Source organism: Mycobacterium sp., assembly GCF_049683355.1.
In the GTDB taxonomy this organism is placed as follows: domain Bacteria; phylum Actinomycetota; class Actinomycetes; order Mycobacteriales; family Mycobacteriaceae; genus Mycobacterium.
The window spans coordinates 1-11137 of sequence record NZ_JBAUJB010000484.1; the positions used below are offsets into that span (position 1 = coordinate 1).

10 protein-coding genes and 3 pseudogenes are annotated in these 11137 nt (G+C 68.0%); 8 read left to right on the forward strand and 5 right to left on the reverse strand.

Going from position 1 to position 11137, the window contains the following annotated elements:
* Positions 1 to 21: 21 nt before the first annotated feature.
* The 3 genes and pseudogenes from WA944_RS26905 (at position 22) to WA944_RS26915 (ending at position 3228) form a co-directional block, all read left to right on the forward strand.
* Positions 22 to 757: pseudogene (locus tag WA944_RS26905) on the forward strand (SDR family NAD(P)-dependent oxidoreductase).
* A gap of 8 nt (positions 758 to 765) precedes the next feature.
* Positions 766 to 2274, forward strand: coding sequence for a flavin-containing monooxygenase (locus WA944_RS26910; protein WP_526373956.1), 1509 nt, complete (start codon positions 766 to 768; stop codon positions 2272 to 2274).
* 7 nt (positions 2275 to 2281) lie between these two features.
* Positions 2282 to 3228 (forward strand): annotated as a pseudogene (locus WA944_RS26915) (alpha/beta hydrolase).
* Here the strand turns inward: WA944_RS26915 and WA944_RS26920 are convergent.
* Together WA944_RS26920 and WA944_RS26925 are read right to left on the reverse strand one after the other, a co-directional pair.
* Positions 3225 to 3692: an SRPBCC family protein gene (locus WA944_RS26920; RefSeq protein ID WP_526373953.1), complete on the reverse strand. Its 468-nt coding sequence runs from the start codon at positions 3690 to 3692 to the stop codon at positions 3225 to 3227. The pseudogene WA944_RS26915 and the gene WA944_RS26920 overlap by 4 nt on opposite strands.
* A 63-nt stretch (positions 3693 to 3755) precedes the next feature.
* The gene (locus WA944_RS26925) at positions 3756 to 4688 is read right to left on the reverse strand and encodes an LLM class flavin-dependent oxidoreductase (protein ID WP_526373952.1); all 933 of its coding nucleotides are present in this window, start codon (positions 4686 to 4688) and stop codon (positions 3756 to 3758) included.
* A 129-nt stretch (positions 4689 to 4817) separates the two neighbouring features.
* On the opposite strand from WA944_RS26925, the gene WA944_RS26930 reads away from it, so the two are divergent.
* Positions 4818 to 5750 carry an LLM class F420-dependent oxidoreductase gene (locus WA944_RS26930; protein WP_526608194.1) on the forward strand — a complete coding sequence of 311 codons (933 nt, stop codon included), beginning with the start codon at positions 4818 to 4820 and terminating at the stop codon, positions 5748 to 5750.
* On the opposite strand, the pseudogene WA944_RS26935 reads toward WA944_RS26930, so the two are convergent.
* Together WA944_RS26935 and WA944_RS26940 are read right to left on the reverse strand one after the other, a co-directional pair.
* A pseudogene (locus tag WA944_RS26935) lies at positions 5718 to 6754 on the reverse strand (NADP-dependent oxidoreductase). The gene WA944_RS26930 and the pseudogene WA944_RS26935 overlap by 33 nt on opposite strands.
* Positions 6755 to 6822: 68 nt before the next feature.
* A complete protein-coding gene (locus tag WA944_RS26940) occupies positions 6823 to 7524 on the reverse strand; it encodes a DUF427 domain-containing protein (RefSeq protein WP_526373950.1) in 702 nt (233 codons plus the stop codon).
* A 233-nt stretch (positions 7525 to 7757) separates the two neighbouring features.
* Between WA944_RS26940 and WA944_RS26945 the strand changes: the two genes are divergently transcribed.
* From WA944_RS26945 to WA944_RS26955, 3 genes are all read left to right on the forward strand, one after another.
* Positions 7758 to 9188 (forward strand): WS/DGAT/MGAT family O-acyltransferase, encoded by a 1431-nt coding sequence (locus tag WA944_RS26945; RefSeq protein WP_526373955.1) that lies wholly within the window; start codon positions 7758 to 7760, stop codon positions 9186 to 9188.
* Positions 9189 to 9394: 206 nt separating this feature from the next.
* Positions 9395 to 9988, forward strand: coding sequence for a hypothetical protein (locus tag WA944_RS26950; protein ID WP_526373949.1), 594 nt, complete (start codon positions 9395 to 9397; stop codon positions 9986 to 9988).
* Positions 9989 to 10005: 17 nt separating this feature from the next.
* Entirely contained in the window at positions 10006 to 10566 is a 561-nt protein-coding gene (locus tag WA944_RS26955; protein ID WP_526373948.1) for a hypothetical protein, read from the forward strand.
* 10 nt (positions 10567 to 10576) lie between these two features.
* Here WA944_RS26955 and WA944_RS26960 read toward each other — a convergent pair whose 3' ends face one another.
* Positions 10577 to 10831 carry a DUF2631 domain-containing protein gene (locus WA944_RS26960; protein ID WP_526373947.1) on the reverse strand — a complete coding sequence of 85 codons (255 nt, stop codon included), beginning with the start codon at positions 10829 to 10831 and terminating at the stop codon, positions 10577 to 10579.
* 109 nt (positions 10832 to 10940) lie between these two features.
* Here WA944_RS26960 and WA944_RS26965 point away from each other — a divergent pair.
* Positions 10941 to 11137: SDR family NAD(P)-dependent oxidoreductase (locus tag WA944_RS26965; RefSeq protein ID WP_526647517.1), on the forward strand; the 197-nt coding region annotated here is incomplete at its 3' end.

Consider the following 11137-nt stretch of genomic DNA (forward strand, 5'->3'; position numbering starts at 1 on the left):
CGGCGTGCAGGGGCGGTACTGATGGCCGCCGCCGGCCGCGTCGCGCTCATCACCGGCGCCGCGCGCGGACAGGGTGCTGCCATCGCCGCGCGACTGATCGGCGACGGCTTCCGGGTGGCCGCATGCGACGTCCTCGCCGACGAATTGACCGCAACGGCAGCGGCATTCGGTGAAGACAGGGCGATCGCGGTGGCCCTGGACGTGACCTCGCCGCAGCAGTGGGCAGCCGCAGTCGGCGCCGTCGTCGAGCGCTTCGGTGCGCTCACCACGCTGGTCAATAATGCCGGTGTGCTGCATCGTGCCGCGTTGGCCGACGAGACGGCGGCCGGTTTCGAAGGGAGCTGGCGGGTCAACTGCCTGGGCCCGTTCCTCGGAATCCAGGCGGCGCTGCCGCATCTTCGCGATGCCGAAGGCGCCTCGGTCGTGAACACCTGCAGCACCGGCGCGATCCGGCCGTTCCCCAACCATGCGGCCTACGGATCGTCGAAATGGGCGTTGCGGGGTCTGACCCAGGTGGCCGCCGTCGAACTCGCGCCGACGGGGATCAGGGGTCAACTCGGTGTTCCCCGGTCCGGTCGAGACGCCGATGGTGGACGAGGGCACCCGGATCCGGTTGGCCGCGCATGCACTGACGGGCCGCGTCGGCACGCCGACGGAGATCGCCGACACGGTGGCGTTCCTGGTCTCCGACCACGCATCGTTCATCACCGGATCCGAGCTCATCGTCGACGGTGGGCAGTGCCTGCAGATTGGATGAGGACCTCAATGCCGAAGACGCTGTCCGTGGGAATCATCGGCGCCGGACCGGGCGGCCTGGCGCTGGGGATCTTCCTGCGCAAAGCCGGTTTCGCGAACTTCACCATCTTCGACCGCGAAGACGGCGTGGGCGGCACGTGGCGGGTCAACACGTATCCGGGTCTGGCGTGCGACGTGAAATCGCACCTGTACTCGTACTCGTTCGACCTCAACCCGCGCTGGTCGCGACTGTGGTCCGGGCAGCAGGAGATCCTGGAGTACTTCGAACGGTGCGCACAGCGCCATCAACTCGAAGCACATCTGAAGCTGAACACCGAGATCGTCTCAGCCAGTGGGCAATCCGAATTGAGAACATGGACGCTGAGCGTGGCAGACGGCCAGGAGTACACCTTCGACATCGTGGTGTCCGCGATCGGGATCTTCACCCAGCCGGTGATGCCGGATCTGGTGGAGGAGCAGCCGTTCACCGGGACCGTGATGCACACCGCACGCTGGGATCACTCCGTGGACCTCGATGGGGCCAGGGTGGCGGTCCTGGGCACGGGGTCTATTGCAGCGCAGCTTGTTCCGGAGGTCGCGAAAGTGGCGTCCAAGGTCTACTCGGTGCAGCGGTCGCCGACATGGGTGCTGCCGAAACCGGACCGGCCCTACACCGAACGCGAGAAGTGGCTGTTCGCCCATGTCCCGTTCGCCAAGAAGGTCCAGCGCAGCAGGCTGTGGCTGCGCAGCGAGTCCAACATCTCGGTCATCGAGAACGGAAGCGACAAGACCCAGCAGTTCAAGGCCGTCGCACTGCGCGCCCTGGAGGCGACGATCGCCGACGAGGAGCTGCGCACCGAGCTCACCCCGACGCACCCCTTCGGATGCAAGCGGTTGGTGTTCGCCACCGACTATCTGCAGACGCTCAAGCAGCCGCACGTGCAGGTGGTCTCCAGTCCGGCGCGGACGCTGCGGTCGCGCTCACTGGTCACCGAGGACGGCACCGAGCTCGGCGTCGACGTGGTGGTGTGCGCGACCGGTTATGCGGCGGCGGACTATCTGGGCCAGATCGACGTGCTGGGCGCCGACGCGACCTCGCTGCGCGACACCTGGCGCGACGGGGCGTTCGCCTATCTGGGGATGGCCGTACCCCGTTACCCCAACTTCTTCATGCTCTACGGCCCGAACACGAACGTGGGATCCAACAGCGTGATCTTCATGCTCGAGGCGCAGGCGAAGTACATCGTGCGCGCGTGTGAGTACGTGCGCCGCAAGGGCAGGTCGTACATCGAGGTTCGCTCGGAGGTGACGACACGCTTCCTGGCCCAGATCGACACGTGGATGCAGGGCACCGTATGGCTGACCCGGTGTTCCAACTATTTCCGCGCCGCCAACGGCCGCGTGGTGACCCAGTGGCCACGCAGTGCCCGGGATTTCTGGCGCCGGACGCGCCGGTTCCGGCCCGGGGACTACACGTTCGACCCGCCTCGGAGCCGCCCGGTCATCGAGGTGGGCGCCCAGACCGCGGGCACCCGGTAAGGCAGCCATGGCCATCGCGGAGGAACCACCGGTGCGCGACATCGCCGATCGACTCGATCCGGCGCTGCGTCACCTCGCCGTGGCTCGCACCGATCTGTCTCCCGCGGTGCTCGGCGCGGTCCGGGATTCACTCGGTCAACGCCGCGCCGAGGCCGCGATGACCGTCGACACCGTGGGCGTCGAAGTCGAACAGCGCGATGTCCGGGTGGAGGCCGGCCGCGTTGTCACCGTCCGCATCTACTGCGGTGCGGCGGCACCGTCGCCCGCGGTCATCTACTGTCACGCAGGAGCGTTCGTCCTCGGCAACCTCGACACCGACCATCGGCAGTGTGTCGAACTGTCCCGTCGCGGGCGCTGTGCGGTGATCTCAGTCGACTATCGGCTGGCGCCGGAGAATCCGTTTCCCGCGGCGTTGGACGATGCCCGCGCAATCCTCGAGTGGGCAGCGCCGCCGAACTGGGTATCGATGGCGGTGCACTGGCGGTCGCCGGCAGTAGCGCGGGAGCGGCCCTGGCGGCCGGGCTGGCCCAGCACGCCGCCACCGGGTCGGCGCCGCGGGTGGTCTTCCAGCTGCTGCACCAGCCGGTGCTCGATGACCGTCCCACGCCGTCGAAGCAGGAGTTCACCACCACTCCCGGCTTCGACGGTCCGGCGGTGGCGTGGATGTGGCGTCACTACTGCGGCGCAGAGGGTGTCCCCACCGAAGCCGTCCCGGCCGCGGCAGACGAGTTGAGTGGCCTGCCAAGCACATTGATCACCTGCTCAGAGCTGGACCCGTTGCGTGACGAAGCGGTGGACTACGCGCTGCGGCTGATGTGGGCCGGTGTCAGCACCGAACTGCACGTGTTCGCCGGAACCTGCCACGGGTTCGACTCGATGGCTCCGGCCGAGGAGGTCAGCGCCCAGCTGTGGGCGATCCAGGGCTCCGCGCTGCGTTGTGCGCTGCGGCGCTAGCCGAGTTCACGGGCGATGGCGGCATGGTAGGCGGCGATGTGGGCGGGATTGACCGTGCGGAAAAATCTGTCGGGCAGGGGCGACTCTTTGAACGCCTCGACGGTCATCGTCCGGTTGAACAGCGTGATGCCCTCGCCGGGGCGAGCGAACTTGTACTGCACCGTGATCCGGCCCGGAATCCCGCCGTTGCCGTCGCTGTCGTGGCCGAGGTTGCCCACCGAGTTGAACATCCACAGTTTCGGCCGCATCGCGATAGCCAGATGCCAGGTGAAGATGCGTTGCCCGTCCGGACCCGACTCGGTCCAGGTGTCACCGACCTCCAGAGGTAGCTTCTCCGGCGACGTGCCGACGTGTGCGCTGCCCGGGTAGGTCTTCGGCCAGTTCGCCGGATCGGTCACGAAGTCGTAGATCTCCTCCGGAGATCGGGTGAATGCTGTCTCGGACGTCGTCGTCACGATTCCCACACTGGCTGCCCTTCTGTCGGCTCCCGCACTACCTTTACAAAATGTCGTGCGAGTGTCACGCGATCAGAGGCGGGCGATGACCTCCGAGGCAAGCAGCTGCAGGGTCTCATCCGAGCAGCGGTCGTGGGTGAACAGCACGATCTGACCGAAGCCCATCTCGACGAGCTCACCGAGACGGTCGACGATCGCGGGCGCGGTGCCGACCAGGCCGGCTTCGTGCAGGCCGAATGCGGCCATCCCGAACCGCTTCTCGGCGAGACCGCGGATTCCGGGCAGCGACTTGTCGTCGGGAGCGAGCGCCATCACCGCCTCGATCGAGAGAACGATGGAGTCGGGATCGCGACCGATGTCTTCGCAGATCGACCGAAGTGCCGCCAGCTTGTGTTCCAGTTCACCCAGTGCGTAGGTGGGCACATTCCAGACGTCTGCGTAGCGGGCGACCAACGGCAGCGTGAACTTCTCGCCGACGCCCCCGACCACGATCGGCGGCCGGGGGTGCTGGACGGCCCCGGGTTTGATCGGCATGTGTGACACGGTGAAATGCTCGCCGGCGAAGTCGATCCACTCCTCGGTGAACGCCTGGTGCAGGATCTGCAACGTCTCGCCCAGTCGGGCCGATCGCTGCGCGAACGTGCCCCACGGCAGACCGGCACGCCGGTGCTCGTCCTCGATCGAGCCGCTGCCGAGACCCAGCGTCAGCCGGCCGCCCGAGATCTGGTCCAGCGTCGTCGCCATCTTCGCCAGAGTCACCGGATGGCGGAACTGGTTGCACAGCACCATGTGTCCGACCCGGATCCGCTCGGTGCGGGCCAGCAGGGCGGTGGCCAGCGTCCAGGCCTCCATCGAGGGGTACTCGGGCATCCCGGGGCCGTACAGATGGTCATAGAGCCACAGCGAGTCGATGCCGAGTTCCTCGCAGCGCCGGGTCCGGTGCAGGACATCGTCGAATGAGAACCCCATCTGGGGCAGGTGGACACCGATCTCGGGTCTGTTCATGACCGCGTGGTCACCTTTCCGCGCACGGGCGCTGGTGTACATTCCCCCGCACGCATGGTAACGACATTCTCAGTATTGGAGAAGGTAGTTCTGAAATCGTTTCGGCTACCTCGAGCCAGAAGGGCCGACATGCAGTTCTCGATCACCCACCCGATGCACAGTCACCCGTACAACCCCGAACTGGTCACGGGCGCCGGCATCGCTCAGGTCGCGGTGGCTGCCGAGAAGGCCGGCTTCGGCGGGTTCGGGTTCACCGACCATCCGGCACCAACGCAGCGGTGGCTGGAAGCCGGTGGCCACGATGCGCTCGACCCGTTCGTCGCGATGAGCTACGCCGCCGCCGCCCACACGACGACGTTGCGACTGATCCCGAACATCGTCGTGCTGCCGTACCGGAATCCGTTCGTGGTCGCCAAGGCGGGCGCGACGCTGGACCTGGTGTCGGACGGCCGGTTCACGCTGGCGGTCGGGGTGGGCTATCTGAAGCGTGAATTCGCGGCACTTGGAGTCAATTTCGACGAACGCGCGGCGCTGTTCGAGGAGTCGCTGGAGGTGATCCGGGCCATCTGGACAACCGACGATCTGACCTTCGAGGGCGCGCACTTCAGCGCCATGGGCGTCACGGCCCATCCCCGGCCGGTCGGCAAGCCGCATCCGCCGATCTGGATCGGTGGCAACACCGCCGCGGCGCGGGCCCGGGTGGCGGCCCACGGCCAGGGGTGGTGTCCGTTCCGGGCTCCCGCGGTGCTCGCCCAGACCGCCCGCACCGCCACGATGGACTCGGTTGACCGCCTCGCCGCCGCGATCACAGATCTGCGTCGGCGCCTCGAGGACGCCGGTCGGGACCCCGGGGGCGTCGACGTGGTGTTCACCAACAGCGCCGGCGGCAGCCCCGGCGACGACGACTTCGACCCGGACGCGTTTCTGGCCGGGGTGGCAGAACTCGAGACGGCCGGGGTGACCTGGGTTCAGGTGTCGGTGCCCGACGACAGCCTGTCGCACACCCTCGAGGCGATCGAGGAGTTCGGGTCATCGGTCGTCAGCGAGGTCATGCGCCGCTGAGCCGGCCGGTGTCTTGCCAATGTTGGCGCCGGTGAACAGGCCGTTGAGCGCATCGACACACGACTCGATGCCCTCGAAGATGTGCTCGCGGTGCACCAGCAGACGCTCGTGGTCCCACTGCCGCAGCGCTGCGAACGCCTCGTCGAAACGGCCCCATTCGTCCAGCGCGTTGAACCCCTGCATCGTCGCGGTTTTCGCGAGCAGGTTCACATAGTTCGCCGGCCCGGGATGATCGCCGGTGAGGTAGCTGGAGATGACGCCCCAGAGCACGACGCGCGCCTTGTGCGCCAGCCGACCGAGCACCGCGTCGAGGATCGGACCGCCGACGTTGTCGAAGTACACGTCGATACCCCGTGGACAGTGCTCCTTGAGCGCGGCGGGCACATCGTCGCCGCGGTAGTCGATGCACGCGTCGAAGCCGAAGTCCTGCACCACAGCCCGGCATTTGTGCGGCCCCCGGCGATACCCACCACTCGTGCGCCGGCGATCTTGGCGATCTGCCCCGCCACCGAACCGGTGGCGCCTGCGGCCGCCGACACCACGACCGTCTCACCGGGCTGCGGGCGACCGACACCGGTCATCCCGAAGTACGCCGTGGCCCCGGTCGGGCCGTACACCGACATCACCGCACGGTGGTCGACCTGATCCCCGGGCCCGGGCACCGGGGTGGTGAACAGGTCGTCGCGCACCAACGTGTACTCCTGGAAACCCGTCAGCGTCGTCACGACGTCGCCGACGGAATAGGCCGGACACCGGGACATCACGACGTCGCCGATGCCGGCTGCGCGGATGCACTCGCCCAGTTGTACGGGCGGCAGGTAGCCCGGCTGGTCGTCGAGCCAGGTCCGCGCCGCGGCGTCGATACCCACGTATGTGGTGCGCACCAGGGCCTCACCATCGACGGGTTCGGGTGCGTCGACCGTGACCAGTTCGGTGTCCTCGGGGGCGACCAGCCCGCGTGGCCGGCGGCGCAACAGGATCTGGCGGTTCTTCTGCGTCGGCATCACGCAGAAGTTACCCAAGCCGCGGCCATGCCGGACCCGCTCAGCCGGACCCGCTCAGCCGGACCCGGTCACCTCCATTCGGGCGGCCACCGAGCGGGTTCGGGCAACTCGGCCAGCACCTCGAGCCTCGACGCGTCGAAGCTCAACATGGCCTCGATCGGCAGGCTCTCGGACAGCGGGTCGGCGTAGCTCCATGCCGCGTCCTCGACGACGGCGCCGCCGACGGTGACGCTCCAGTAGGTGGCGTGCCCCTTGTAGTTGCAGTAGCTGGTCGTCGCGGAGCGGCTCAGCAGGTCCGTGCGCACGAGCGCCGGATCGACGTAGAGCCTCGGTACGAGCGCAGTCTCGAAGAGGATCGTCGTGTCGTCGGTGTCGACGAGGGTCGCGCCCAGCGCGTCGACCCTCAGCCGTCGTGTGGTCGGGCGGCAGTCCACCCGGTGGTACGGGTTGGGCGGATAGTTCACCAACTGTCGCCCCTCCTCGATCCAGCTGTCCATCAGCGCCCACGGCACCACGACGTAGCCAGGAGCTTCCGGTACCGGATCGCCCGGCAGGTCCCCGACCTCGTCGGCGGCGAAGGCGTAGCTGAGCGGCCGGCCGCGGCGGTGCACCATCAGGGCGCGTTCGGTGTCGATGACCGTGCGGCCGTCGCGGATCGCCTGTACCCGCCGCGGGTGCGGCTCGATGTACACGACGTCGTCGACGATCCGGGGAGCGAGCAGGCCGGCACGGTCGCTGCTGAGCGGGCCGGTTCCGGCGACCAGGCTCATCGAAGGTTCCCGGTGAGACTCGGACTCGTCGGCGCCTGCATGCCTTCAGACCTTACAAAATCTTCTGGAGATGTCACGCTCACGCGGCCCGGACCCCCGCCGGCTCATGTCAACAAACGGTGTCGGTTTTCGCGAAGGAGACATCGCGTGTGCGGAACCCTGTCAAATGGGTACCACGACCACGATCGGCACCGACGGCGTGCGGCGGCGGGTCGGAGACGAACGGGGTGACAGTGAAACGGCTCAACGGCGTGGACGCCATGATGCTGTACAGCGAGACCCCCGAGATCCACATGCACACCCTCAAGATCGGCATCCTCGACGTGTCAGACGTCGAGGGGTACGACTTCGAGCAGTTCCGGTCGATCGCCGCGGCTCGCTTGCACGCACTGGCCCCGTTGCGGTACCAGCTGGTCGACATACCGCTGAAGTTCCATCACCCGATGTGGGTGCAGAACGCCGAGATCGACCTCGACTACCACGTGCGCCACGCCCGTGTCGCCGCCCCGGGAGGCCGCCGTGAACTCGACCAACTGATCGGAGAGATCGCCGGCACTCCGCTGCGCCGCGATCACCCGCTGTGGGAGATGTACGTCGCGGAAGGGTTGGCCGACAACCGCATCGCGATCATCCACAAGGTGCACCACGTGCTCGCCGACGGCATGGCCTCCGCCAACCAGCTGGCCATGGCGATCCAGCCGCAGGAGCCTGCGGTGGGAGGTCAGCTCGCCGCCGCCCCGGCCGATTCCGGAACACCGGCAAACCTGCTCAAGGCTGCCGGACACGACCACCTCAGGCAGATTCGAAGGCTGCCACACCTGATGAACCAGACCGCCACGGGCATGCTCCGGGTCCGCAGGAAGTCCAGGCAGCGCGGCCGCAATCCCGATCTGGCGCGCAACTTCTCCCCGCCGGCCACGTTCATCAACCACGTGGTGACGCCGGGGCGGCGCTTCGCGACCGCGCCGCTGGCGCTGAACGACGTGAAGGACACCGCCAAGCACCTGGGCGTGACCCTCAACGACGTGGTCCTGGCGACGGCGGCCGGTGCCCTGCGCCGGCTGCAACTGCGCTACGACGGCAGAGCCGACGCACCGCTGATCGCCGGGGTCCCGGTGAGCGTCGACACCTCCCCGCAGCGGCTCGTCGGCAACGAATTCACCTACATGACACCGTCATTGCCCGTCCACGTCGACGATCCGCTGGAACGTGTGCGGCTCACCGCAATGTCGACGTCGATCGCCAAGGAGAACCACCAGCTGCTCGGACCCACGCTGATTCCGTCCTGGCTGACCTATCTGCCGCCAGCGCTGACACCGGGCATCTTTCGCAGCCAGGCTCGGCGGGTCGAATCCGCGACCGTGATGAACCTGACGATCTCCAACGTGCCGGGACCGCGGCAACGGGGGTTCATCGAAGGCGCGACCGTCGACGAGATCTACTCGGTCGGGCCGATCGTCGCCGGCAGCGGGATGAACATCACCGTGTGGAGCTACGTCGACCAGCTCGCCATCTCAGTGCTCACCGACGACCGCACGCTCGCCGATCCACACGAGGCCACCGATGCGCTGATCGAGTCCTTCGTCGAGATCCGCCGTGCTGCAGGGCTGGCTGACGCGCTGACCGTGGTCGAGACCGCCATGCCGATGGCTCCGGCGACCTAGCTTCCCCGGCTGCTCCCCGGCTGCGCCGGTATTCAGGCGGAAACCGTTGCTCGGTCGGTTTTTTCGCCGCACCCAACGGTGACACAGGCTGCGCTCGGGCACCTGCGGGCTTTACAGATGTTCGAATAAGTGTCACGCTGTATGTGCGCGAGACCACTTGCGCACAAGGTGCGGCGATGACGCAGGAGTCCCCAGGGAGGCAGACGGTGACTGCTCGCACGTCCGAGGTCGGCGGCCTCGGGCCGGCCGACCGCAAGAGCTCCGGAGTGCGCAGCTCCGGCGACATGCTGCTCACCTACGACCTGACGGCAGTCGCCGCCGACGTCGAGGAGGTCGTCCGCAACGCGGGTGGATGGCTCTGCGACCGGGCCCGGGCCGGCTGGCAGGTCACCGTGCTGGTGCCACCGGGCAGTGACACACGCGCACTGACGATCCTGGGCCTGCGCGCGGGAAACTGGGAACCGGGGGAGTCCGTGCTGGGCCCCGAACCGCCGGCCGCTGTCGCGGTGGGTGCCGGCGTCCTGGGCCACCACGACCGGCTGCGCCGGGAGGTGCTGGCCAGCTTCGAAGGAGCCGGTACCGAGGTCACCGTGTGGGGTGAATCGCCACTGTTTGCCGGCGACCCGAGATTCGGGCGGGTGCAGCACCCCCTCAGCTGCGCCGCGCAGGCCTTCAAGGCGCGGGCACTTCCGCCGTCCGGCGCCCCTTCATCGTCGCCGGCCGTCGAGCAGTTCCGCAGCTGTGCCTTGTGGTACCCGCCGGAGGGCAGCGATCTGGTGCCGGTCTCGTCAAGCCGGTGACCGGGGATCGAATACCGGTGGCTTCACGACCGTTGCGCCCCGAAGGTCGCGAGGGCGCCGACGACGGCCTCCTGCATCGCCTCCGCCTCGTGGTGCCGGCCGCGGGGATCGGCGAGGTCGTCCGGTCTGCGGGCGGCTTCCTCTGTGACCGGGCGCGCGCCGGGTGGGATGTCAGGATGCTGCTCTCGTCACCGTGTGACACCCGCGCGCTGCGCATCCTCGGCATCACGGCACACGAAGTCGACGCCGATCTCGTCTCGGTGATCCGCGGGCTCACCGGCGGCGGCCTGGCGGTCTGCGCCGACGTCCTGGCCCGGGACGCCGACAGCCGCGACGAGGTGTCGCGATTGGTCAGCCGGGGTCTGGCCGAAGTCACCGTGTGGGGCCGGCCGACACTCGGCAACCTCGCCCAGGGACTCGAACCGGTCACACTCCCGATGAGCGCCGCGGCCAGGGCGTTCAAAGCGCACGCGCTTCTGGCGACCGGCGGCGCGGCGGACAGCGCCGCCGCCGTCGAACCACACGAAGAACTGTTCCGGGTGCGCGGGCTACCTCACCGCCGGCGGAACTCGCTCTGAGTCGCGGACCTCAGCGGGTCTCGCGGTTGCGGTGGACGTACCAGCTACGCGCCACGACAGCGAAAATGAACGCCGCGAAGCCGACCAGGAACCAGTCCTCGACACGACCGGTGTGGTTGCCGTGCAGCATCAGCAGCAGGAAGATCGCCCCCAGCACCCCGCCGATCTGCTGGATGCGGGGGTTCTCCTTCGACCAGCCCCACTCCGCGGACGGCACGTCCTCGACGTCAACGCCGCTGCGACGTTCCACCTCGGTGCTTGCCACGGCTGCTCCTCACGATCGGGGCTCGGTTGCCGCCATTCTGACACAGGTCTACTACGAGCGGCCGTAGAGCCACCGAATGCACAGCATCGGCACAGTAGGCTCGCCGGTCATGACAGCGCACAGCAGACCGGGCCTCTTCGACGACAAGGTGGTCTTCGTCACCGGTGCGGCACGGGGCCAGGGACGGGCACACGCCATCCGGTTCGCCGAAGAGGGCGCCGATGTCATCGCCGTCGACCTGTGCGACCAGATCAACAGCGTGGCCTATCCGATGGCGACGCCCGAGGACCTCGAGGAGACGGTGCG